This window comes from Pseudomonas sp. P97.38 (assembly GCF_001269745.1).
GTDB classification, from domain to species: domain Bacteria; phylum Pseudomonadota; class Gammaproteobacteria; order Pseudomonadales; family Pseudomonadaceae; genus Aquipseudomonas; species Aquipseudomonas chlororaphis_E.
Genome location: NZ_LHVJ01000030.1, coordinates 42,142 through 66,303, shown reverse-complemented (window position 1 = coordinate 66,303; position 24,162 = coordinate 42,142). Strand labels below are relative to the sequence as shown.

The following is a 24,162-nucleotide window of genomic DNA, read 5'->3' as shown; positions in this document are numbered from 1 at the left end:
CCCTGCGGCGAGAGCCCTCGCCACAGGGGTCAGGACCTCAAATGTCCTTGAGCAAGCGCAGTGCATCGTAGATGGCCGCGTGGGTATTGCGTGCCGACACGGCATCGCCGATGCGGAACAGTTGGAAGCGGCCTTCCGGGTGGGTCACGATGTTCTGGGGCTTGCCGGCGATCAGATCCTGCTGCTCGATCGCGCCGTTGTTGCGCGAGTAAGGGCGCAATTCGAAGTACAGATCATCGAGGGGAAGGGTGCCATGGTTGATCACCACCTGATCGACCACGCGCTGCTTGTGCACCTGGCCATAATCGCTGCCGAAGGTTGCCACCAGTTGCCCGTCGCGTTGCTCGACGGTGTCGACCCGGTAGGTGACGGTAAAGGTGACGTTCAGGTCTTGCAGGCTGCGCATATAGGGCACCAGGTTCATCGCCATCACTTCCGGGGCGAATGAGCGGTCCGGTGTGACGATCTCCAGTTTCGCGCCGCTGCTGGCGATGACTTCGGCCGCCTGCAGTGCGGCGTGGTCGCCCGCGTCGTCGAAGATCAGCACATTCCTGCCGGGTTTGACGTCGCCGCAAATGATGTCCCAGGTCGACACCACCAGTTCATTGCCGTGCTTGAGCACCTCGGTGTGGGGCAGGCCGCCGGTGGCGACGATTACCACGTCCGGTTCCTCGGCCAATACCGTCTCGGCCTCGGCCCAGGTGTTGAAGTGGAACGTGACGCCCAAGCGTTCGCATTGCGCCATGCGCCATTCGATGATGCTGATCATCTCGCGGCGGCGTTCGCTGAGGGCTGTCAGGCGGACCTGCCCGCCGGGTTGGTCCGCCACCTCGAATACCGTGACGGCATGCCCGCGTTCACCGGCCACCCGTGCCGCCTCCAGGCCTGCCGGGCCGGTGCCGATCACCACCACCTTGCGCTTGAGCGGCGCCTTGGAAATCTCGTGGGGCATGGTGGTTTCGCGCCCGGTGGCGGCGTTGTGGATGCAATACGCCGCGCCCCCCTGGTAGATGCGGTCCAGGCAGTAGTTCGCGCCCACGCAGGGGCGGATGTCCTCTTCGCGTTTTTCAATGATCTTGCGCACGATGTGCGGATCGGTCATGTGCGCGCGGGTCATGCCGATCATGTCCACCTTGCCGGAGGCGATGGCGTGTCGTGCCGTGGCGACGTCGGGAATCTTGGCGGCGTGGAAGGTCGGGAAACCGGTGGCCGAGCGGATCTCGCCGGCAAAGTCCAGGTGCGGGGAATTGCGCATGCCCTGGATCGGGATCACATCGGTGAGGCCGGCGTCGGTGTCGATGTGCCCGCGAACGACGTTGAGGAAGTCGACCAGGCCGCTGTCCTTGAGCATATGGGAGATCCGCAGGCCGTCGCTGGCCCCGAAACCGCCGGGCAGGTCTTCATCGCCGGTGTAGCGAATCCCCAGCAGGAAGTCTTCGCCGCAGCGTTGGCGGATGCCGCGCAGGATATCGAAGGTAAAGCGCAAGCGGTTCTCCAACGAACCGCCGTAGGGGCCATCGAGGTCGTTGGTCAGGGGCGACCAGAACTGGTCCATGAGATGACCGTAGGCCTGCAATTCCAAGCCATCGAGTCCGGCCGCCTTCATGCGCTCGGCGGCGTCGACGTAGTCCTTGATGATGCGATCGATGTCCCAGTCTTCCAGCTTTTTCGGGAAGGCCCGGTGCGAGGCCTCGCGGCGATGCGAAGGCGAGACCACCGGCAACCAGTCGGCCTTGTCCCAGCGCGTGCGCCGCCCCAGGTGGGTCAGCTGAATCATCACCGCCGCGCCGTGCTCGTGGCACTCGTCGGTCAGGTCCTTCATCCATTTGACCACTTCGTCCTTGTACGCCAGCACGTTGTTGAACACCGGCGGGCTGTCCCGCGATACCGCGGCGGACCCGGCGGTCATGGTCAATGCCACGCCGGCCTTGGCACGTTCGACGTGATAGGCCCGATACAGGTCTTTCGGCATGCCGTCGACTGGGTAAGCCGGCTCATGGGAGGTGGTCATGATCCGGTTTCTGAGGGTCAGGTGTTTGATCTGGTAGGGCTGCAGCAAGGGATCGCTGGACATGGTGTTGCGCTCCGGGAACAGAACATCAGGCTGGGTTTTGACATGACGGTATGTGCAATGTTCACCTGTGTCAACGGTTGTGACACTGGTGTACATTTCCCTTGCCCAACCCCAAGGCCGGGATTACTATCGGCTTGAAATTTTTTCTACTGCCCTGCCAATAACCATTAATACAGACGCGGAGACGCACCATGATCACGTTATCCAGTAGAAGCTGTATCGGCTGGCTCGCCGGCCTGGCGATGGCCTCCAGTTGCCTGGTTGCACAAGCCGAGGAACCTACGCCTATCCGGATCGGGTGGGTGAATTGGTCGGATACGGAAATCGCCGTGAAACTGGCAGACACGGCCCTGCGAGACCATCTCAAGCAACCGGTCAAGTTGGTCCTGGCCGATATCGGCATTCAGTTCCAGGCACTCGCCAACGGCAGCATCGACCTGATTCCGATGGTCTGGCTGCCGAACACGCACAAGTCGTTCTATGACAAGTACCAGGACAAGCTCGAAGACCTGGGCTGGCTGTATGAGGGGCGGATCGGCATGGCGGTGCCGACGTCCGTTCCCACCAGCGAACTGGCCAGCGTCGAAGACCTCAACAAGCCTGAGGTGCGGGAGAAACTCGGCGGCAAGATCCTCACCTCCGAAGTGGGCAATGGGCAGTACAAGCTCACCGAGAAAGCCATCCAGGCCTACAAGCTCGATGGCTACAAGATGGTCGCGTCCTCGGAGTCCGGCATGCTGAGCGAGCTGGACCGCAACCTCAAGCGTGACCGGTGGTCACTGATCAACGCCTGGAGTCCCCATTGGATGTTCTCCAAATGGTCGCTGCGCTACCTCGATGATCCCAAGCAGATCTTTGGCGGCGCCGAGCAGATCCACGCCGTTGCCCGCAAAGGCTTCAGCGCGCAGCACCCTGACGTCGCGCGGTTTTTCGCCAATTTCAAGATTCCCCAGGCTGATCTTGAGAAGTTGATGGCCAGCGCTCGCGACAGCTCGGCTGACAAAGTGGTTGCCGAGTACTACGCCGCGAACAAGCCGCGTTTCGAAGCCATGTTCGGCAACCAGACGGCGTCCGCGACAACGGGCCAGCAATGATCGCCGGCGTTGAGTGATGGGGCGGGCCGGTGCCCTTGATGGACGGTGAGGGGCACCGGTTTCGTTGGCAGTTTTTGCAGGAGCATCGTCGCTGATGACGATTGATCGATCAGGCGATGCATTAGACAGTCTGACCCCGGAGCCGTCCCTGGCTCCCTTGGGGCCATCTCTTAGAACTTGAAGCGTCCCACCAGCCCCTTGAGCTGCCCGGAAATGTCCGTCAGGCGGCCCGAACCGGTTTGTGCCGAGTGGGCGAATTCCTCGACCAACTGGGCGTCGGCATGGATCTGCGCGATGTGCCGGTTGATGTCTTCCGCCACCTGATGCTGTTCCTCGGCGGCCGTGGCGATCTGGGTGTTCTGGTCGCGAATCGAGTCCACCGAGTGGCGGATCTTGTCGAAACTGTCGCGGGCCTGCTGGATGCGCTCGACACTGGTTTGCGACACTTGCAGGCTGCTCTGCATCTGCTGCGTCACTTCCTGGGTCCGTCGGGCCAGGTTGCCCAGCAGGCTGTCGATTTCACCGGTGGAGTCGGCGGTGCGCCGTGCCAGTGCCCGTACTTCATCGGCCACCACGGCAAACCCGCGGCCCTGGTCGCCGGCGCGCGCGGCTTCGATGGCGGCGTTGAGGGCCAACAGGTTGGTCTGTTCGGCAATCGAGCGGATGGTGTCGAGGATGGTGTTGATGTTCTTGCTGTCCTGCTCCAGGGCCTGCATGGTCTGGGTCGACTTCTGCAGGTCCTCGCTCAGTTTCAACACGCTGCCGGTGGCTTCGCCGATGTGATGCTGGCCGTCGTGTACGTCACGGTAGCCGGTGTCGGCACTGGAGGCGGCTTCGCTGCACGAGCGCGCCACTTCGTTGGCGGTGGCGACCATTTCGTTGAACGCGGTGCTCACCAGTTCCACGGCCTGGCGCTGGCGCCCGGCGGCTTCGTTCATGTTCTGGGCGACATCGCTGGTATCGGCGGCGGCGCTCTGCAGATCGGACGACGCACTGCCGATGCGTTGCACCAGCTGGGCGATCATGCCCAGGAACTGGTTGAACCAGCTCGCCAGGGTGGCGGTTTCGTCCTTGCCTTGCACGCTGAGCTGACGGGTCAGGTCGCCTTCACCTTCGGCGATTTCCTGCAGGCCGTTGGCCACGCCGCGGATCGGACGCACGATCACGCTGGCAAAGCTCGCCCCGACCACCGCGAACACCGCGGCCAGTACGGCGGCAATCACTGCGATCAGCCACGTCAGGCTCGACGCCTCGGCCATCACTTCGTCGCGCTTGATCAGGCCGATGAAGCGCCAGCCCAGGCCCTTGGAACTGACCACGTTGGCCATGTAGGGCACGCCGTCGATCTCGATCTGAGTCACGCCGTCGCCGCTCTTGGCCAGTTCGGCATAGTTGGGGCCGAGGTCGGCGAGGGGCTTGAAGTTGTGCTTGGCGTCACTGGCATCCACCAGCACGTTGCCGTTGCCCTCGATCAGCATCAGGTAACCGCTGTCGCCCAGCTTGATGGCCTTGACCAGTTCGGTCAGTTGCTTGAGCGACACGTCCAGGCCGACAACGCCGATGACCTTGCCGTTGGCGTCGGTGACGGTGTGGACCGTGCAGATCAGTGTCACGTCGTCCGGCGCCCAATAGTAGGCGTCGGTGCGGGTGGTGGTGCCGGGCGAGGCCAGGGCAGCCTTGTACCAGGGGCGCACGCGCGGGTCGTAGTTGGACAACTTGGCGTCGTCAGGCCAGCTGGCGTAGCCGCCGTCATTCTGGCCCAGGGAAAGGTACGCGGTGGTCGGATGGGACTTGGCGAAGCCGTCGAAGATCGCCAGCAACTGCTGGTTGGTTTCCGTCAGGGGAATTTGTGCGGCGTCGGCGCTCGAATAGTTCTTCAATCCCTTGGCCGAGACAATCCGCGGATCCTTGGCGAAGAACTCGACGTTTTGGCTGATGCCGTCGAAGAACATCTTCATCCCGTTGTCGATCTGGCGGATCTCGCGGCCGCTGCTGTCCAGGAAGTTGGTCTTTGCCGCGTCTCGCAGGTTCAATACGACGAGCACCGCCACCAGGATAACCGGGAGGCAGGCAATGGTCGCGAACGCCCATGTCAGCTTTTGCTTGATATTCATGACTTCTCCCGCGGAATATTTTTGATGTTGGAACGGCGGAAACGATAGCGGTTGGCGTTGCGAGTTTCTGGAAAGGGAAAAGCGCCCATGCCCACACCCGGTATATCGACCAAAGTCGTAGGCACTTGAGACCATTCAGCGTAATTTGGACCGGCCGCTGCGCCGCGCAGCAAGGTGATTGCAGCGAACGCGGCCAGGCTGGAAAATAGCGCGGATGGCCCTGCCGCCTTTGCGCGAACGCAAAAGTGAAGCAAGTCCTGATCGTCTTCTGTATTCACGAGGCCCTATGCCAAGCGCATTCGAGAGCGTACTTAAAAACAAGAACATGGCTTATCGACCCCAGGGGGCGACCCCGGCCAGCCAAGCGCCCATTCGCGTCGCGTTTGTATTGATGGACAATTTCTCGATGATGTCTTTCACCGGCGCGGTCGATGCGCTGGTGACCGCCAACCTGATGAGCGACAAGCCCCTCTATGAGGTGCTGACGGTGGGCGTCTCGGGTGGGCAGGTGACGAGTGACCTGGGAATTGTCATCTCGACCGACATCGAGCTGGCACAGATGCCGGAAAACCAGGACGTGATGATCGTCGCCGGCGGTTTTCGCGTGAAACTGCAAGGTCATCCGTTGCTGCGCCGCAAGCTGCGCGCCAATGCCACGGCCGGGGCGATCATGGGCGGGCTGTGGAACGGTGTGTTCTTTGTCGCCGACGCCGGCCTGCTGGAGGGTTTCGAGTGCGCCGTCCACCCGGAAAGCCGGGCGATGATGGCCGAAGTGTTCCCCAACGTGAAAGTGTCCAGCCGTGCCTATGTCCTGGACCGCGGACGCGTCAGCTGCGCCGGGGCCAACAGTTCGTTGCGCATGATGCTCCAGTTGATCCGCCAGACGGGCGGCGAGGCGCTGGTGGGCGCGATCGAGGAAATCCTGCGCTGTGATGAATCGGGCGATGCGTCGGACCTGCCGCCGGTGTTCGTCGAGACCGACCCAACGCTGCCGGAAAGCCTCAAGTTGGCCTTGGAATTGATGTGGCAAAACGTCGAGGAGCCGCTGACGATCGATGAGCTGGCGGCCTGCGTGAAGATTTCCAAGCGCCAGCTGGAGCGGCGTTTCTGCAGTTTTCTCGGGGCGACCCCGACGCGTTACTACCTGGAGCTGCGCCTGACCCGCGCCCGCCAGCTCATCCAGCAGACCAATCGCTCGGTGACGGAAATCGCCGTGGCAACGGGGTTCGTCAGCTCGCCGCACTTCCAACGGCGCTTCCGGGACTTCTTCGGCGTGCCGCCGGGCAGCTACCGTTCGACGTTCGCGCGCAAATAAACGCTGCGGGTGGGGAATGCGCCGAGGCCTCGTCTTGTCGGACGAGGCCTGCGCCTTGTGGGGTATTGCGGTCGCTTGAACGTTGCCTCGGTCATGCCCGGAGCCCTGTCGCGGCTCATGGCATTTGCGGCAGTTCCCGCGGTTGCAGGTCGAACACCAGCACTTCCGAATCCACGCCGTTGCTCAATGTCAGCACCTGTTCCTCGCGGACTCGCACGCCGTCGCCTTCCTGCAGTGACAGGCCATTGAGTTCGACCGAGCCCCGGGCGACGTGCACATAGGCGTAACGGTCCGGTGCCAAGGTCAGGGTGGCGCTTTCGTTGCCGTCGAACAGCCCGGCATAGACCCGTGCATCCTGGCGCACCTCGAGCGAGCCGTCGGCGCCGTCCGGGGAGATGATCAGTTGCAGGCGACCGCGTTTCTGCTCGGCGCTGAAGTGCTCCTGTTGGTAGCGTGGCTTGGCGCCGCTGACATTGGGCACGATCCAGATTTGCAGGAAGTGCACCCGTTCGTCCGCGCTGTGGTTGAACTCACTGTGGGCCACGCCGCTGCCGGCGCTCATCAACTGTACGTCGCCGGGGCGAATCACCGAGCCTGTGCCCAGGGTGTCCTTGTGTTCCAGCGCGCCTTCGAGCACGTAGGAGAAAATCTCCATGTCCCGATGGGGATGCTGGCCGAAACCTTTGGCGGCGGCGACGCGGTCATCGTTGATGACCAGCAGGTCGGAGAAGCCCTGTTGGTTGAGGTCCCGGTAGTTGGCGAAAGAAAAGGTGTGGAACGAGGTCAGCCAGCCGTGGCGGGCGATGCCGCGATCCGAAGCTTTGCGAAGGGTCAGCATGATGGATTCTCCTGATGTCTGTGGGCGGCGGCTGGGCCGTTCGCCGGGTTCAGAAGAAGATTAATGGTTATCGTAATCTTCGATAAGTAGATGAAAAACGAAATACTGTCTCTTGTGAGTGGACAATAGTCAGCTCGCCCCCGGCGCTTGGCTTCGTCATAATGCCCCTCCACCGACCTTGTGGGCTTGAACGTTTACTGTGTCTCTCTGATTTCCTGGCGTTTCTACTGATGAAAACCGTTGCAATGGTGCTGTTCCCCGATTTCTTGTTGCTCGACATGGCCGGGCCGCTGGAAGTGTTTTCGATTGCCAATCGGTACCTCGACGCGGATAACCATTATCAACTGTTGACCCTGGGCACCGAGCGCGGCCCGATGCGCGCTTCCAACGGCGTGACCGTGCAGGCCGACATCCACATCGACCAGGCGTGGGCCGCCTACGACGTGTTGCTGGTGCCGGGCGGGCCGGGCGCCTACAACGACCGGCACCCGGGCTTGCACATCTGGCTGAAGGCCGCCGCGCAGCGGGCCACGCGCTACGGCTCGATTTGCACCGGCGCCTTTGTACTGGGCGAGGCCGGGTTGCTTGACGGTTACCGCGTCACCACCCACTGGCACTACACCGAGCGGCTGATCCAGCGTTTCCCCAAGGCGCTGGTGGAGACCGATAAAATCTTCCTGCAGGACCGGCGCCTGATCACGTCCGGTGGCGTCACCGCCGGTATCGACCTGGCGCTGTCCATCGTTGCCCAGGATCACGGCCGCAAAGTGGCGCTGGACGTGGCCAAGGTGTTGTTGGTGGTGATGAAGCGCCAGGGCGGCCAGGCGCAGTTCAGTCCGCTGGTGGCCGCGGTGGCGGCGCAGGAATCGGCCATTACCCGGGTGCAGAACCATGTCATGGAACACCTGGAGGAACCGTTCACCATCGAGCGCATGGCGGCGCTGGCTTCCATGAGCTCGCGGCATTTCGCCCGGCTGTTCGCTCGCGAAGTGAAGATGACCCCGATGGAGTTCCTGCAAGGCGCGCGCATTGACCGGGCCCGCCAGTTGCTCGAAAGCACCGACCTGCCGCTCAAGACCGTGGCCTTTCGCAGCGGCTTCGGCAGTGTCCGGCACATGCGCTCGCTGTTCAGTGAAAAGCTCGGCCTGACCCCCGTCCAGTACCGCCAACAGTTCAGTTGAGCCGAAGATGTCCGTCCAGGGCATCGTCATGTCCGTGGTGCGTCCTGTGCCAGCATTGTTCTGCAAACGATGGCTGCCAAGATAACGGCACACCCTCTGGAAAGGATGTGCAGGAGCCGGGGCAGACGCGTTCGTTGATTCGCGACGTCATGCCCGCCGCGGTGATCCGGCGCTTGATTGCTCATGAACAGTCTCGTCACACCCGATACCGAAGCGGCGGTGGGCTTCGGTCCGTTTGTCTTCTACCCCCAGCAACGTCTGGTGACCCGCGATGGCGAACCGCTTGTGCTGGGGGGGCGGGCCCTGGACATTTTCCAGGTGCTGGTGGAGCACGCCGGCGCCTACGTCAGCAAGCAAGCCTTGTTGACCCGCGTCTGGCCGGACAGCGTCGTCGAGGAAATCAACCTGCGGGTGCACATCGCCGCCCTGCGCCGAGCCTTTGGCGACGGGCAGGACGGCAGCCAGTACATTCTCAACGATCCCCGGCAAGGCTATTGCCTTGCCGCCTCCCTGGCCCCGACGACCGACCTTGAACGACACAACCTGCCGGCCCGGCTGAGCCCGGTGATCGGTCGCGATAAAGTGTTGGGGCGGTTGCTGGCCGACGTGCCCCGTCAGCGCCTGACCACCGTGACCGGCCCGGGTGGCGTCGGCAAGACCACCGTGGTGCTGCGGGTGGCGGAGCTGTTGCTGGAGCATTTTGCCGACGGCGCCTGGTTTGTCGACCTGGCCGCCCTCACCGAGCCGCACCAGTTGCAGGCACACGTGGCGCAGGCCCTGGGGCTCGCGCCCGACGCCCTGATCCGGCAACTGCAAGCCCGGCGCCTGTTGCTGGTGCTCGATGGCTGCGAGCATCTGTTGCAGGCCTGTCGGGAGCTGGCGCTGAGGGTGGGCGCCTCGGCGCCCGGTGTGACATTGCTGTTGAGCAGCCGCGAAGCCTTGAACATGGTCGATGAATGCACCGTGCAGTTGCCAGGCCTGGCACGGGTGTCGCCCCTTGAACTTGAGCCGCAACTGTTGGCGAGCCCGGCCACGCAGCTGCTGATCGAACGGGTTGGCGCCCGGCAGCAAGGGTTCGCCGCCACCGACCGCGACCTGGTGGCGATCGCGCAAATCTGCCAGCGCCTGGACGGCTTGCCGCTGGCGCTGGAACTCGCGGCGGCCCAGGTCGGGGTGCTGGGCGTGGCCGGCGTGCTGGAGCAACTGGAGCAGGGGCTGTCGTTGTTGAGCCACGGGCGGCGTACCGCGGTGGCCCGGCATCAAAGCCTGGAGGCGATGCTGGATTGGAGTTTCGAACGCCTGAGCGCCGCCGAGCAACGGGTGTTCCAACGGCTGGCGGTGTTTGAGCGGCCCTTTACCCTGAAGGCGGCGATGGCGGTCATCAGTTGCCCGGAGCTGGGCGTGGATCAACTGCCGTGGTTGCTGTCACGCCTGGCCAGCCAGTCCCTGGTGATGGTCGAGGCCTGTGCCAATGGCGTCCGGTTTTTCTGGCTCAATACCACGCGCGCCTATGCCCTGGAAAAGCTCCGGCGCAGCGGCCAGTGGTCGTTGTACCACCGGCGCTACCTCTTGCAGGACGCCGTCAAACCCTTGCATTCAAGGCCCGCACCGCCCCGACAAGGCCTGGAGCAGCGCGTCGGCCTCCATTAGGTCGGGGGTGTCGAAGCCTTCGGTGAAGCGCCGATAGACCGGGCCGAGTAACCCGTGTGCGTCCAGGTCCTGGCCCCGACGTTGCCACAGCCGCGCCAGGGTCGTGGCGCTGCGCAGTTCCCAGGCCAGGGCGTTGTCTCGCCGGGCCACCGCCAGTGATTTGAGCAATTGTTCTTCGGCACGCGCCTCCAGCGCGGGGTCGTTGCGTGCCAGCAGGGTTTGCGCGTCGGCCCGAAGGATCTCCGCCGCACACCAGCCCGCCGCGCCGCTGTGGGCGCGTTCCAGTTGTGCCGGGGTGACGCAATCGGCGCGCAGGGTGGTGACGATGTCCTGGACCAACCGCGCGCTGGTCGAGTCGATCTCCGGCGGCGGGTTATCGAAAGCGCGGACGTAATGCCGGGCCCAGTCGTGGAAGAACATCACGAAGTGCTTTTTCGTCTGGTGCTGCAACAGGTCGAGCCTGTCCTGGGCGGTTGCGTGATCGCCGTTGTAGCGGGCTATCACGCAACTGGCCAGCGCCAGGGTGTAGCAGATCGAGGTGCCATGGTTGATCTGCAAGGCAATCTGCAACGCCAGGTCGGCGGTCCGCTGGGCTTTCTCGGCGAAGCCCTGTAGCCACAGGATGCGCGCCAGAATGGTCAGCGACGCCACACTCTGGTCGTACTGCACGCCGAAACCGTGGGTGAAACGGCTCAGATGCCCGCTCTGGGCCATGCGCTGGATCACCTGCTCGGCGTCGCGGCGGGCCACGGCCTGGTTCCCGGCGAAGTGCAGCGCCAGGACACGCAGGCGCTGGGCGCTGAGGGACAGGATCGGGTCGCCCTGAGGCCCCAGCCGGTCGAAATCCTGGCTCTGCTCCAGCGCCTGGCGGTAATTGCCGCAACTGAGGTTGACCGCCATGTGGCCGGACACCGCCCGCAATTCGCCGGCCAGGTCCTGGCTTTGCCGGGCCAGCCGACGCGCCGTGATGAAGGCATTGATGGTGGCCGGGGTGCCGCCTTCGGTGTGGTAACGGTAGCTGCCGTGCGCCAGTTCCAGGGCAAGGGTCAGCTTCGGACATGGCGTGGGCGTGGCCCGCAGCAAGGCCAGCGCCTTGCTGACGTAGAGGCCATGCTCCTTGAGCAAGGACAACTCCTGCCAGAGCGGCAAGGTTCGGGCGGTCAGGCGGATCGCCACGGCCCGCACACCTTGCGCGCCCAACCCCCAGTCGAGCGCCGCGCGAATGTCGTCGCGATAGGCCGCGTAACGGCCGATCCACAGTCGCGTCGGGGTGGTCTGCCAATCGTCCTCGGCCTGTTCCATCAGCGTCAGGCAGCGCTCGGCGTGACGTTCCCGGCTCGCGGACAGTTCTGCGGCATCGGTGAGTTTTTCCAGGGCATAACTGCGCGTGGTGTCCAGCAGGCGGTAGCGCACCTCTTCGTCGCCGATCTCGACGTTGAGCAATGACTTGGCCACCAACTGGCTGACAGACACCAGCACCTGCTCGGGCGCCACCTGCTGGCCGACGATCACCGCCGCCGCCGAGACCAGGTTGAAACTGCCCATGAACACCGCCAGCCGTCGCAGGCAGGTTTGCTCGCAAGGGGTGAGCAGGGCGAAGCTCCAGTCCAGCGTGGCGCGCAAGGTCTGCTGGCGAGGGGCGGCATCGCCGCTGTTGTGAAGCAAGGCCAGACTGTCCAGCAGTTGCCGGTGCAGCTGTTGCACGGTAAAGCGGCTGATCTGCGCGGCGGCCAGTTCGATGGCCAGGGGAATGCCGTCCAGCCGCCGGCAGATGTCCACCACCAGCGGCACGTCGGCGTCGGTCAGCTCGAAGTCGTCGCGGCTGGCCATCGCGCGCTCGGCGAACAACTGCAAGGCCGGGTACGCCAGGGCCGGGAAGCCTTCGATGGGCATTTCCGGCGGTGGGAACGCCAGGGCGTCCAGGCGCTGGACGTGTTCGCCTTCGGCACGCAGGTCTTCGCGGCTGGTGGCGAGGATGTGCAGGTGCGGGGCGCCGCGCAGCAAGGTTTCGCTGAGCTGGGCGACGGCGTCGATCAGGTGTTCGCAGTTGTCGATGACCAGCAGCAGGTGCCGTTCCTTGAGTTGCCGGGTGATGGTCTCCAGCGGGTCGCCGTCCTGCAACGGCAGGTCCAGCAGCGCCGCCAGGTTGGGCGCGATCATGACCGGGTCGTTCAGTGGGGCCAGGTCCAGCAGGTAGGTGCCATCACGGTAGCGGCCGATCAGCCGTTCGGCGACCCGCAGGGCAACGGTGGTCTTGCCGATGCCGCCGGTGCCCACCAGGGTGATGAAGCGTTTGCGCGGCAGTTGCGCCACCAGGTTTTCCAGCAGGGCGTGGCGTCCGATCATTCGCGTGTGCCGCAGCGGCAGGTTGTGCGCCAGGGAAGGGTGGGGCGTGGGCGCCGATGGTTCAAGAGGGGCCAATGACACGGGGGCCACGAAGCTGTAGCCGCGCTGCGCCACGGTGATGATGTAGCGCTGGCCAGCCTGGCCGTCGCCCAGGGCCTTGCGCAGCGCCGCGACGTGCACCCGCAGGTTGGTGTCTTCGACAACGCTCTTGGGCCAGACGCGGGCGATCAGTTGTTGTTTGCTCACCACCTGCCCGGCGTGTTCGAGCAGCACCAGCAGGATATCCACCGCCCGTCGTCCCAGGCGCAACGGTTGCCCGGCTTCCATCACCAGGCGCTGTCGAGGGTGGACCCGGTAAGGGCCGAAATGCACCGTCTGGTCGACGGGCAGGCTGGGGGATTGACTCATCATGCGCTCGATATTCTGTCCCGGTGCAGGGCGGGTATACCCGAGCATGTTCCTCAGGTTTGTCGGCAAGTGCAACGGTTTAGAGCCTTGCAGGCGCAAAAGCTTGCTCGTGATGAAGCCGCTTCGGCCCGCAGGAAACGTCACACCCTCATCGCGGGAGGGTCTTGCTCCGACAAAAAATTAACAACGTTTAACTCACGCTCACACCCCTGCTGACCAGACCATGAAGCCATTCACTCACCTCAAGGAATCATGGCATGAGTACCTTCATCACCCGCGACGGCACCGAGCTCTACTACAAGGATTGGGGCAGTGGGCAACCGGTGGTGTTCAGCCACGGCTGGCCATTGAACTCGGACAGTTGGGAAGCGCAGATGATGTTCCTGGCTTCCAACGGCTATCGGGTGATCGCTCACGACCGCCGTGGGCACGGTCGCTCCAGCCAGCCTTGGGACGGCAACGACATGAACACCTACGCTGACGACCTGGCCGAGCTGATCGAGCGACTGGACCTGAAGGACGCGGTGTTGCTGGGCTTCTCCACCGGCGGTGGCGAAGTGACGCGCTACATCGGTCGCCACGGTGCCGCGCGCGTCGCCAAGCTCGGCCTGATCTCGGCGGTGACCCCGCTGATGCTCAAGACCGCGTCCAACCCGGGCGGCTTGCCCATCGAGGTGTTCGACGGCTTCCGCCAGGCCTCCCTGGCCGACCGTTCTCAGCTATACAAGGATGTGGCCAGCGCGTTTTTTGGCGCCAACCGTCCGGGCGCCAAAGTCTCCCAGGGCATGATCGACTGGTTCTGGATGCAAGGCATGCTCGCCGGGCACAAGAACACCTATGACTGCATCAAGGCGTTCTCGGAAACCGACCTTTCCGACGACCTGCGCGGCATCGACGTGCCGACCTTGGTGGTGCATGGCGACGACGACCAGGTGGTGCCGATCGAAGCCGCCGGCATCGCCGCCGCCAAGCTGCTCAAGAACGCTCAGTTGCTGGTCTACCCCGGCGCGCCCCATGGCCTGACCGATACCCACAAGGACCGTCTGAACGCTGATTTGCTGGCGTTTATCCGGGGCTGAAGGGGGCTGCCCTGATGCTTGGGGCAAGCCACAAAACCTAATGTGGGAGCGAGCTTGCTCGCGAAAGCGCAGGGTCAGTCGACGAGGATGTTGAAGGTCGGCACGCCTTCGCGAGCAAGCTCGCTCCCACAGGGACTTCACCCATCCCTGGCCATTCAACAGGATCAAATAACCCGATGAACCGCAACGATTTACGCCGTCTCGACATGAACCTGCTGGTGATCTTCGAGGCGCTGATGTTCGAAAAGAACCTGACCCGCGTCGCCGAGAAGCTGTTCATGGGCCAGCCGGCGGTGAGCGCGGCGTTGGGGCGGCTGCGGGATCTGTTCGACGACCCGTTGCTGATCCGCCACGGTCGTGGCATGGAGCCGACGCCTCGGGCCCTGGCCATTCTGCGGGAACTGCAACCGGCCATGGACACGATTTCCGGCGCGGTCAGCCGGGCCAAGGCGTTCGACCCGTCCACCAGTTGCGATGTGTTTCGCATCGGCCTGTCGGACGATGCCGAGTTCGGCCTGTTTCCACCCTTGCTCAGCCAACTGCGTGAAGAAGCGCCGGGCATCATCGTGGTGGTGCGTCGGGCCAACTATCTGCTGATGTCGTCGTTGCTGGGCAGTGGCGAAATCAGCGTGGGCGTCAGCTATACCACCGATTTGCCGGCCAATGCCAAGCGCAAGAAGCTGCGGGACATCCCCTGCAAGGTCTTGCGCGGCGACAATCGCCCAGGGCCACTGACCCTGGATGAGTACTGCGCAAGGCCCCACGCCATGGTGTCGTTTTCGGGCGACCTGAGCGGCAACATCGACCTGGACCTGGCCCGCATCGGCCGGACCCGCAAGGTGGTGCTCGGGGTGCCACAGTTCAGTGGCTTGCGCGCCTTGCTGGCAGGCACCGAGCTGATCGCCACCGTGCCCGACTATGCCGCCTGTGCCCTGGTCGAAGGCTGCGCGCTGCGGGCCGAGGACCCACCGTTCGAGATCAACGCGGCGGAACTGTCGATGGTCTGGAGCGGCGTGCATGACAACGACCCTGCCGAGCGCTGGCTGCGCTCGCGCATTGCCACCCACATGTCCCAACCGTTGCCGGCCGCGGCTTACGCAGATTCGGACGGAGCCCACCGATGAACATCACCGATGAACGCCCGATGCAGGATCTGGGCTTGCTGTTCCTGCGCCTCAGTGGCGCGCTGTTTTTGCTGTGGGTCCATGGGTTGCCGAAGCTGTTGCACTACAGCGCCGAACTGACCCGCATCGAAGACCCGTTTCACCTTGGCGCGGCGCCCACGCTGATCCTGGCGATCTTCGCCGAAGTGGTGTGCCCGCTGCTGATCATGGCCGGCGTGCTGGTGCGCCTGGCCTGCCTGCCAATCCTGTTTTTGCTGGCCGTGGCGCTGCTGGTGGTGCACCCGCAGTGGAGCCTGGAAGAAGGGCAGTTCGGTTGGTTGCTGCTGATTGTATTTACCAGCGTCTTCATCGCCGGCCCTGGCCGCCTGGCGATGAACACGCGCTTTGTTGGAGTGCTTCGTCATGTCTGAATTGCAAACCGTTGAGCCCAAGGCCAAGCCTGGCGTCGACGAAATCGTCACCCTGGTGGTCAAGCACCGGATCAAGGCCGGCCAGGACGCGGCCTACGAGGCCTGGCTGCGGCGCATCGTGCGCGTCGCCGGTGGCTGGCCAGGGCACTTGGGGGTGGACGTGGTGCGAGGCAAGCAGGACGGCCTGTCGCTGTTCACCTGCGTGCTGCGCTTCTGTTCCACCGAGGCCTTGCAGCGCTGGCTGGATTCGCCCGAGCGCAGCGAGTTGGTGCAAGAGGCGGCGCCGTTGCTGGCCGATGGCGACCAGACCGAAGTCGCGTCCCACAAGGAGTTCTGGTTCACCCCGCTGGCGGACGCCGCCACACCGCCACCGCGCTGGAAGCAGGCCGTAGTGACCTTGCTGGTGATCCTGCCGCACACCTTGCTGGTGCCGCTGATCTGGGGGCCCGTGCTGCAACTCCACGCGATTCTTTCCAACTACATGGTCGCGACGTTCTTGATCACCCTGACCATCGTGCTTTCGGTCTGCTACGTGTGCATGCCGCTGGCGACCCGTCTGTTCGCACCGTGGATGGAGGCTTCGAAGGCGCATGAGCATTTGGAGCCTTAGCTTGTTGAGTGTTGCGCCGAGCACTGTTGTGGCGAGGGGATTTATCCCCGCTCGGTCGCGTAGCGGCCGCTCTTTCAGGACTGCTTCGCAGTCCAGCGGGGATAAATCCCCTCGCCACAATTTCTATTTTTGATCGTTGAAGGAAAACCCTATGAACGCCGATCTGATTCTGTTCAATGGCCAGTTCCACACCGTCGACCGGGAAAACCCCCGGGCCAGCGCCGTGGCGATCAGCCAGGGCAAATTCGTTGCCGTGGGCACCGACGCCGAAGCCATGGCCCTGCGCGGCAGCGGCACCCAGGTCATCGACCTCAAGGGCCGCACCGTCATCCCCGGGCTCAATGACTCGCACCTGCACCTGATCCGGGGTGGCTTGAACTACAACCTGGAACTGCGCTGGGAAGGCGTGCCGTCCCTGGCCGATGCTCTGCGCATGCTCAAGGACCAGGCCGACCGCACGCCGACGCCTCAATGGGTGCGTGTGGTGGGCGGCTGGAACGAATTCCAGTTCGCCGAAAAACGCATGCCGACCCTGGAAGAACTCAACCAGGCGGCCCCGGACACCCCGGTGTTCGTCCTGCACCTGTATGACCGCGCCTTGCTCAACCGCGCCGCACTGCGCGTGGCCGGCTACACCCGCGACACGCCGAACCCGCCCGGCGGCGAGATCGTGCGTGACAGCAACGGCGAGCCGACCGGCATGCTGGTGGCGCGACCTAACGCGATGATCCTCTACTCGACCCTGGCCAAGGGACCGAAGTTGCCGCTGGAGTACCAGGTCAACTCCACCCGCCAGTTCATGCGTGAACTCAATCGCCTCGGGCTGACCAGCGCCATCGATGCCGGCGGTGGTTTCCAGAACTACCCGGACGATTACGCCGTGATCGAGCAGTTGGCCCGGGAACAGCAGTTGACGGTGCGCATCGCCTACAACCTGTTCACCCAGAAACCCAAGGAAGAGCTCAGCGACTTCAAGAACTGGACCGGCAGCGTCAAGCTGCACCAGGGCGACGACTTCCTGCGGCATAACGGCGCCGGCGAAATGCTGGTGTTCTCGGCGGCCGACTTCGAGGACTTCCTCGAACCGCGTCCGGACCTGCCGGCGAGCATGGAGCAAGACCTGGAACCGGTGGTCCGGCACCTGGTGGAACAGCGCTGGCCGTTCCGCCTGCACGCCACCTATAACGAATCCATCAGCCGCATGCTCGATGTGTTCGAGAAGGTCAACCGCGACATCCCGTTCAACGGCCTGCCGTGGTTCTTCGACCACGCCGAGACCATTACCCCGCAGAACATCGAGCGGGTCCGCGCGCTGGGCGGCGGCATCGCCATCCAGGACCGCATGGCCTTCCAGGGTGAGTACTTCGTGGACCGCTACGGCGCCAAGGCCGCCGAAGCCACGCCGCCGATCAAGCGCATGCTGGCCGAAGGCGTGCCGGTCGGCGCCGGCACCGACGCCACCCGGGTGTCGAGCTACAACCCGTGGACCTCGCTGTACTGGATGGTCAGCGGCCGCACCGTCGGCGGCCTGGCATTGCACGAAGAAGGTCTGCCGCGCCTGACCGCCCTGGAACTGTTCACCCACGGCAGCGCCTGGTTCTCCTCGGAGCAGGGCAAGAAAGGCCAGATCAAGGTCGGCCAGCTGGCGGACGTGGCAGCCCTGAGCGCGGACTTCTTCAGCGTCGAGGAAGAAGCCATCAAGTGGATCGAGTCCGTGCTGACGGTGGTGGGTGGCAAGGTGGTCTACGCCGCCGGCGATTTCGAGAAGCTCGGCCCGGCCAGCGTTCCGGTGCTGCCGGACTGGTCGCCAGTGGTCAAGGTCCCTGGTCACTGGCGCCCGAGCTCGCCGTTGCAGGCGCAAGTCCACCAGTGCAGCGGGCCGTGCACGGTGCACGCCCACAGCCATGAACGGGCACGCCTGTCGAACGTTCCGGTCAGCGATTTCCAAGGCTTCTGGGGCGCGTTCGGCTGTTCCTGCTTTGCCTTCTAACTAACGAACATATTTCCCCTGTGGGAGCGGGCTTGCTCGCGAAGGCGGTGTGTCAGCTTGCAAGGTTGTCGGATGTGCCGGCGCCTTCGCGAGCAAGCCCGCTCCCACATGTCTTGCGTAGCATCCATCCTAAAGGAGTCATCCCATGAGCAATGTTCCCAGCTACAACCGCCTGAACAAAGACGACGCTGTGGTCCTGCTGGTCGATCACCAGACTGGCCTGATCTCTCTGGTCCAGGACTTTTCGCCCAACGAGTTCAAGAACAACGTGCTGGCCCTGGCTGACCTGGCGAAGTTCTTCGAACTGCCGACCATCCTGACCACCAGCTTCGAAAAAGGTCCGAACGGCCCGATCGTGCCGGAACTCAAGGAAATGTTCCCGGACGCACCGTACATCCCGCGTCCAGGCCAGATCAACGCCTGGGACAACGAAGACTTCGTCAAGGCGATCAAGGCCACCGGCCGCAAGCAACTGATCATCGCTGGCGTGGTGACCGACGTCTGCGTAGCGTTCCCGACCCTGTCGGCACTGGCTGAAGGTTTTGACGTGTTCGTCGTCACCGACGCTTCGGGCACTTTCAACGAAACCGTGCAACAAGCCGCCTGGGTCCGCATGACCGCCGCTGGCGCGCAAATGATGAACTGGTTCTCGGTGGCCTGCGAGCTGCACCGCGACTGGCGCAACGATATCGAAGGCCTGGGCAACCTGCTGTCCCAGCGCATTCCGAACTACCGCAACCTGATGAACAGCTACTCGGCGCTGACCGCCAAGTAAGCTGAGGGTTGTGGCTGCACGACGCCCGCCTTGTGCGGGCGTTTTTGCGCCTGGAGTCGGCCCAGTAACAACCCTGTGGCGAGGGAGCTTGCTCCCGCTCGGCTGCGCAGCAGCCGCAAAACCGGCTACGCGATTTATCTGGAAAAATACAGGGGCCTGCTTTGCAGGCCGGCGGGAGCAAGCTCCCTCGCCACATTGGGTTTGTGTGCAGTCGAAGTTCGAGACCAACCACAGAACCTGTGTGGACCTGCTCGCGATGACGGCGGCACAACCAACGCTTCCCAACCTGTCTGGCTCCGACCACAATGTCCCGTTCAATTCCCTGACTGTCCACCCACGGATCCCCAATGAACCCCTTCGAAGACATGCGCATTTTCGTCCAGGTCATGGAGTCGGGCAGCTTCACCGCGGCGGCGGACAAGCTCGGGCTGTCCAAGCAGTTCGTCAGCCGCAAGCTGATGGCGCTGGAGCAGCGTCTGGGCGTGCGTTTGCTCAATCGTTCGACGCGGCGCCTGGACATTACTCCCCTGGGCCAGCGTTATTACGAATCAGCATTGCGCCTGCTCAGTGAAATCGAAGAGGTGGAGCAGGGCATCAGCGGCCAGACCGACGCGCCCCGCGGTACCATTCGCCTCAGCGCGCCGCTGTCGTTCGCCGTGGCGCACCTGGGGAGCCTGCTGCCGGTGTTCCTGCAGCGCTACCCCGACGTCAGCGTCGAAGTGGATTTGAGCGACCGCTCGGTGGATCTGCTGGGGGAGGGCTACGATCTGGCGTTGCGCATTGGCGTGTTGGAGGACTCGACGCTGATTGCCCGGCGTATCGCCAGCATCGAGCGGCTGTATTGCGCCAGCCCGGCCTACCTGGCAGAACGCGGTACTCCCGAGCGACCTGAAGACCTGCGCAATCACGATTGCCTGCCTTATGGTCACAGCCGGCAAGTCCAATGGCGCTTCGAAGGACGTGGCAAACCTTTGTCCCTGGATGTCACCGGACGCATGCGGGCCAACAACGGTGACCTGCTTAGGGACGCTGCCATTGCCGGCATGGGCATCACCTACCTGCCCACCTTCATTCTCGGCGATGCACTGAAGGACGGTCGATTGACCCGGGTGCTGGAGGGTTATGAGACCGAGCCACTGACGCTGTCGGCGGTCTACCCGCAACATCGACAGAGCTCGCGCCCGGTACAGGCGCTGGTGGCGTTTCTGCGCGAACAGATGCAGCCGTGACGCACGGGTCTGGATCGATTAGTACAGGACCCCATAACGACGTTCAGCCGTCCGCAGACGGCTGAAGCATTTCGAGGCAAGGATCAGGCGGCGAGGTTGGCGCTGCCCAGTTCCTTTTTGTACTGCGCTTTCATGGTTTCCATTTCCGCGCCCAAGGCATCCAGCTTGGCTTTGCCCAAGACTTTCTTGGCCTGGGGGAACATCTCCTTTTCTTCCTCTTCGATGTGGTGCTCAAGCAGTTCCTTGACCACTTTCACCCGACCGGCGAATTCAGGCTGGGATGGATCGGTGGCTTTCAGGTCCGGCAGCACCAGCGAGTCGACGGTGCGATGCTCTTCCTTGGCCTCGTAATACATTTCCGCTTCGTCCTTGCCACCCGCTTGCTTGAAAGCTGGATAAAGAATCTCTTCTTCCAGGCGGGTGTGGATGGTCACTTCCATTTCCAGTTTTGCCAACAGATCGGTGCGTTTCTTGATGGCGCGATCAGTGGATTCGCTCAGTTGGGTCAGAATCGCTTTCACCCGTTCATGGTCGGCTTTCAAAAGGTCGATGGCGTTCATAAGTAGCTCCTGGCAATTCACGGTTGCGGGCAGGCTTCAAGCGCCGACGCCGCGTACGGGGTAAATTGCATCAGCCATGCCAGCCAGTGCTTATAAAAAAGTACAGGTAAAACAACGAGTTGGATGAGTGGTAAGTTCCGGCTTCGTGCAAGCTGCAAGACCCGGGGTAAAAGCTCGTTGCACTTTGCGCTGACGCGCGGCTAAAAGCTCCTGTTGACACACCTGGCCCGTGGCGAGGGAGCTTGCTCCCTCGCCACGATTTGTCATTCTTCAGAACCAGCCATAAAAAAACCCGTATCTCGCGATACGGGTTTTTTCACAGCGGTGCTGCCGAGGCGATCAGCCCACCAGGCCCGCTTGCTGGACCAGGGTCAGCAACGGTTGTGGGTACACGCCCAGGAAGAACGCCAGTACGGCGATAGCCAGCAGCATCACGCCGCCTGCCTTCTGCTCCCAGTGCAACTCGGCGTCGTGGCGACGCAGGTTCGGTTCCATCAGGTACAGGGTGACCATGACGCGCAGGTAGTAGAACACGCCGATGGCACTGCCCAGCACCAGGGAGCCGACCAGCCACCATTGGTGCGCCTCGACGCCGGTGGCGATGATGTAGAACTTGCCGATGAAGCCGGCGGTCAGCGGAATGCCGGCCAGGGACAGCATCATCACGGTCAGTACGGCGGTCAGGTACGGACGGCGCCAGAACAGGCCACGGTATTCGTACAGGGCGTCGGCGTCGCGGCCGTTGTATGGCGAGGACATCAGGGTGATCACGCCGAACGCGCCGAGGCTGGTGATGACGTAGGTGACCAGGTACACGCCAATGGCTTCCACCGCCAGGCCCTTGCTGGCGATCAACGCGATCAGCAGGTAGCCGAAGTGGGCGATGGACGAGTAACCCAGCAGGCGCTTGAGGTTGCTCTGGGTCAGTGCCAGCAGGTTACCGAACAGGATCGACACGATGGCAATGATCGTCAGCACGTCGTTCAGCACGCCGCTGCTGGCCACCGGGGAGATCTGGAACAGGCGAACCATCACCGCGAACACCGCCACTTTCGACGCGGTGGCCAGGAACGCCGCCACCGGTGCCGGGGCGCCCTCGTAGACGTCCGGGGTCCAGAGGTGGAAGGGCACCAGCGACAGCTTGAACGCCAGGCCGATCAACATCATGCCCAGGCCCAGTTGCGCGATCGGGCTTGGCAGGCCGGTGGCCGCCAGGGCCTGGCCGATACCGACGAAGCTCAGGGTGCCGGCTTCTGCATAGAGCAGCGCCATGCCGAACAACAGGAACGCGGAACCGGCCGCCGACAGCACCATGTACTTGATGCCGGCTTCCAGGGAGCGCTTGTTGAAGAAGGCGTAGGCCACCAGACCGTAGACCGGTACCGACAGCAGTTCCAGGCCGATGAACAGGCTGGCCAGGTGCTGCGCGCTGACCAGGACCAGGCCACCGGCGGCGGCCATCAGGATCAGCAGGTACAGTTCTTCGCGGTTGCCCGGGTAACCCGAACCGCCATCGCCGAGGTAGGCGTGGGCGAGGGTAACGCAGGCGAGGGTGGCGACCAGGATCAACGCCATGTACAGGCAGGCGAAGCTGTCGATCTGGATCAGCGGCGTGACCACCAGGGGCGCGACTTTCAGGGCCGGCAGGATCGACAGCAGGGCCAGGTTCAGCCCCGCCACCGACAGCAGGAAGGTCTGTGAGTGATTGCGCCGCCAGGCGATCGCCAGCATCACCACGATGATCGTGGCGCTGGTGATCAACAGCGGCGCAAGCGCGATAAAGTGTTGAATCGTGAATTCCATAGCGCTCTTACCGGGCCGAAGCGAGTTGAGAGAAGGCGGTGCCGAGCCACTGCTGCACGCCATGCATCGTGGCGGCAGAGGTGTCGAGGAACGGTTGCGGGGAAACGCCGAGGTATACCAGCAGCACCGCAAGGCCAAGCACCATGATCAGTTCGCGAGCGTCCATGCCGCGCAGCACTTCATCCGACTTGGCCGGACCGAAGTAGGCGCGGTGGATCATGATCAGCGAGTAGACCGAACCGAACACCAGGCCGGACGTGGCGATGGCCGTGATCCATGGCGCACTGACGAACGAGCCGATCAGGATCAGGAACTCGCCGACGAAGTTGCCGGTGCCCGGCAGGCCCAGGGAGGCGGCCGCGAAGAACAGGCTGATGGCCGGCAGGTAGGCGATGCGCGACCAGACGCCGCCCATCTCGCGCATGTCGCGGGTGTGCAGGCGCTCGTACAACTGGCCGCTGAGGATGAACAGCGCCGCCGCCGACAGGCCGTGGGCGAGCATCTGGATCACCGCGCCTTGCAGGGCAAGCTGGCTGCCGGAGTAGATACCGATCAGTACGAAGCCCATGTGCGAGACGCTGGAGAAGGCGATCAGGCGCTTGATGTCGGTCTGGGCGAACGCCAGGAACGCACCGTAGAAAATCCCGATCAGGCCCAGGGTCATGGCGATGGGCGCGAACTCGGCCGAGGCGTTGGGGAACATCGGCAGGGCAAAGCGCAGCAGGCCGTAGGCCGCGGTCTTGAGCAGGATACCGGCCAGGTCCACGGAACCGGCGGTCGGCGCCTGGGCGTGGGCGTCGGGCAGCCAGGAGTGGAACGGCACCACCGGCAGCTTCACCGCGAACGCGATGAAGAAGCCCAGCATCAGCACGTACTCGGTGGTGCGCGACATCTGCACTTTCAACAGGTCGGCGTAGTTGAAGGTGATCACGCCGGTGTTGTTGAAGTTGACCAGCACCAGGCCAAGGATCGCCACCAACATGATCAGGCCGGACGCCTGGGTGAAGATGAAGAACTTGGTCGCCGCGTAGATCCGGGTCTTCTTGCCGTCCGAGGAACTGTGACCCCAGAGCGCGATGAGGAAGTACATCGGCACCAGCATCATTTCCCAGAAGAAGAAGAACATGAACAGGTCCAGCGCCAGGAACACGCCGACGACACCGCCCAGGATCCACATCAGGTTCAGGTGGAAGAAGCCGACGTGACGCTGGATCTCTTTCCAGGAGCAGAGCACCGAGAGGATACCCAGCAGGCCGGTCAGCAGGATCATCAGCAGCGACAGGCCGTCGAGGGCCAGGTGCACGCTGATGCCGAAGCGCGCGATCCACAGGTGCTTGAATTCAAGCGCCCAGGTCGGCTCGGCGCCAGGCGCCGGGGCAAATGTGAAGTCGCCGGTCGCCCACAGCCAGAGGCCGAGCGCGAGTTCCAGGGACATGGTCAGCAGCGCAATCCAGCGCGGGAGCGTGGAGCTGGAGCGCTCCGCGATCCAGCACAACAGGCCGCCGATGAAGGGGATCAGGATTAGCCAGGGCAGAATCATGACGGGCTCGTTTCCTTTCGCA

At 63.5% G+C, this 24,162-nt stretch carries 19 protein-coding genes and 1 pseudogene; 11 read left to right on the top strand and 9 right to left on the bottom strand.

Annotated features, from left to right (window positions below; genetic code table 11):
- Positions 1-37: 37 nt before the first annotated feature.
- Positions 38-2,074 carry an NADH:flavin oxidoreductase gene (locus AD664_RS25200; RefSeq protein ID WP_053150982.1) on the bottom strand — a complete coding sequence of 679 codons (2,037 nt, stop codon included), beginning with the start codon at positions 2,072-2,074 and terminating at the stop codon, positions 38-40.
- A gap of 191 nt (positions 2,075-2,265) precedes the next feature.
- On the opposite strand from AD664_RS25200, the gene AD664_RS25195 reads away from it, so the two are divergent.
- Positions 2,266-3,168: a glycine betaine ABC transporter substrate-binding protein gene (locus AD664_RS25195; RefSeq protein WP_042729772.1), complete on the top strand. Its 903-nt coding sequence runs from the start codon at positions 2,266-2,268 to the stop codon at positions 3,166-3,168.
- A 170-nt stretch (positions 3,169-3,338) separates the two neighbouring features.
- Here AD664_RS25195 and AD664_RS28290 read toward each other — a convergent pair whose 3' ends face one another.
- The 3 genes and pseudogenes from AD664_RS28290 to AD664_RS27565 all read right to left on the bottom strand — a co-directional run bounded on the left by AD664_RS28290 (position 3,339) and on the right by AD664_RS27565 (position 5,560).
- Entirely contained in the window at positions 3,339-4,106 is a 768-nt protein-coding gene (locus AD664_RS28290) for a methyl-accepting chemotaxis protein (RefSeq protein ID WP_371260997.1), read from the bottom strand.
- Positions 4,107-4,199: 93 nt separating this feature from the next.
- A pseudogene (locus AD664_RS28285) lies at positions 4,200-5,282 on the bottom strand (cache domain-containing protein); the annotation flags it as partial.
- On the bottom strand, positions 5,279-5,560 hold the full coding sequence (locus AD664_RS27565; RefSeq protein ID WP_152622915.1) for a hypothetical protein: 282 nt from the start codon (positions 5,558-5,560) through the stop codon (positions 5,279-5,281). The gene AD664_RS27565 and the pseudogene AD664_RS28285, both read right to left, overlap by 4 nt.
- 8 nt (positions 5,561-5,568) lie before the next feature.
- Here AD664_RS27565 and AD664_RS25185 point away from each other — a divergent pair, with 8 nt between their 5' ends.
- Positions 5,569-6,597: a GlxA family transcriptional regulator gene (locus tag AD664_RS25185; protein ID WP_042729770.1), complete on the top strand. Its 1,029-nt coding sequence runs from the start codon at positions 5,569-5,571 to the stop codon at positions 6,595-6,597.
- Between the two features lie 115 nt (positions 6,598-6,712).
- On the opposite strand, the gene AD664_RS25180 is transcribed toward AD664_RS25185, so the two are convergent.
- Positions 6,713-7,435, bottom strand: coding sequence for a pirin family protein (locus AD664_RS25180; RefSeq protein ID WP_047737234.1), 723 nt, complete (start codon positions 7,433-7,435; stop codon positions 6,713-6,715).
- A gap of 230 nt (positions 7,436-7,665) precedes the next feature.
- Here AD664_RS25180 and AD664_RS25175 point away from each other — a divergent pair, with 230 nt between their 5' ends.
- Both AD664_RS25175 and AD664_RS25170 read left to right on the top strand, forming a co-directional pair.
- A complete protein-coding gene (locus tag AD664_RS25175; RefSeq protein WP_042729768.1) occupies positions 7,666-8,616 on the top strand; it encodes a GlxA family transcriptional regulator in 951 nt (316 codons plus the stop codon).
- A gap of 183 nt (positions 8,617-8,799) precedes the next feature.
- Complete coding sequence (locus AD664_RS25170) at positions 8,800-10,266, top strand: winged helix-turn-helix domain-containing protein (RefSeq protein WP_053150979.1); 1,467 nt, start codon at positions 8,800-8,802, stop codon at positions 10,264-10,266.
- Here the strand turns inward: AD664_RS25170 and AD664_RS25165 are convergent.
- Complete coding sequence (locus AD664_RS25165; RefSeq protein ID WP_053150976.1) at positions 10,213-13,020, bottom strand: winged helix-turn-helix domain-containing protein; 2,808 nt, start codon at positions 13,018-13,020, stop codon at positions 10,213-10,215. The genes AD664_RS25170 and AD664_RS25165 overlap by 54 nt on opposite strands.
- Positions 13,021-13,277: 257 nt before the next feature.
- Between AD664_RS25165 and AD664_RS25160 the strand changes: the two genes are divergently transcribed.
- The 7 genes from AD664_RS25160 (at position 13,278) to AD664_RS25130 (ending at position 20,237) form a co-directional block, all read left to right on the top strand.
- A complete protein-coding gene (locus AD664_RS25160) occupies positions 13,278-14,099 on the top strand; it encodes an alpha/beta fold hydrolase (protein WP_047737228.1) in 822 nt (273 codons plus the stop codon).
- 176 nt (positions 14,100-14,275) lie between these two features.
- Positions 14,276-15,223 (top strand): LysR family transcriptional regulator, encoded by a 948-nt coding sequence (locus AD664_RS25155; protein WP_047737226.1) that lies wholly within the window; start codon positions 14,276-14,278, stop codon positions 15,221-15,223.
- Positions 15,220-15,633 carry a DoxX family protein gene (locus AD664_RS25150; protein WP_042729763.1) on the top strand — a complete coding sequence of 138 codons (414 nt, stop codon included), beginning with the start codon at positions 15,220-15,222 and terminating at the stop codon, positions 15,631-15,633. Before AD664_RS25155 ends, AD664_RS25150 begins: the two co-directional genes overlap by 4 nt.
- Positions 15,626-16,243: an antibiotic biosynthesis monooxygenase gene (locus tag AD664_RS25145; RefSeq protein ID WP_053150971.1), complete on the top strand. Its 618-nt coding sequence runs from the start codon at positions 15,626-15,628 to the stop codon at positions 16,241-16,243. The genes AD664_RS25150 and AD664_RS25145 overlap by 8 nt, the downstream gene beginning before the upstream one ends.
- 151 nt (positions 16,244-16,394) lie before the next feature.
- Positions 16,395-18,233 (top strand): amidohydrolase, encoded by a 1,839-nt coding sequence (locus AD664_RS25140; protein WP_053150969.1) that lies wholly within the window; start codon positions 16,395-16,397, stop codon positions 18,231-18,233.
- A 145-nt stretch (positions 18,234-18,378) separates the two neighbouring features.
- Positions 18,379-19,008 (top strand): isochorismate family cysteine hydrolase YcaC, encoded by a 630-nt coding sequence (gene ycaC, locus AD664_RS25135; RefSeq protein WP_047737223.1) that lies wholly within the window; start codon positions 18,379-18,381, stop codon positions 19,006-19,008.
- A gap of 347 nt (positions 19,009-19,355) precedes the next feature.
- Positions 19,356-20,237 carry a LysR family transcriptional regulator gene (locus AD664_RS25130; RefSeq protein WP_053150966.1) on the top strand — a complete coding sequence of 294 codons (882 nt, stop codon included), beginning with the start codon at positions 19,356-19,358 and terminating at the stop codon, positions 20,235-20,237.
- A gap of 83 nt (positions 20,238-20,320) precedes the next feature.
- Here the strand turns inward: AD664_RS25130 and AD664_RS25125 are convergent, their stop codons facing one another.
- From AD664_RS25125 to nuoM, 3 genes are all read right to left on the bottom strand, one after another.
- A complete protein-coding gene (locus AD664_RS25125; RefSeq protein ID WP_042732423.1) occupies positions 20,321-20,797 on the bottom strand; it encodes a hemerythrin domain-containing protein in 477 nt (158 codons plus the stop codon).
- 339 nt (positions 20,798-21,136) lie between these two features.
- On the bottom strand, positions 21,137-22,600 hold the full coding sequence (nuoN, locus tag AD664_RS25120; protein ID WP_042732422.1) for an NADH-quinone oxidoreductase subunit NuoN: 1,464 nt from the start codon (positions 22,598-22,600) through the stop codon (positions 21,137-21,139).
- Positions 22,601-22,607: 7 nt separating this feature from the next.
- Positions 22,608-24,140 (bottom strand): NADH-quinone oxidoreductase subunit M, encoded by a 1,533-nt coding sequence (gene nuoM, locus AD664_RS25115; RefSeq protein WP_042732421.1) that lies wholly within the window; start codon positions 24,138-24,140, stop codon positions 22,608-22,610.
- Between the last annotated feature and the right edge of the window lie 22 nt (positions 24,141-24,162).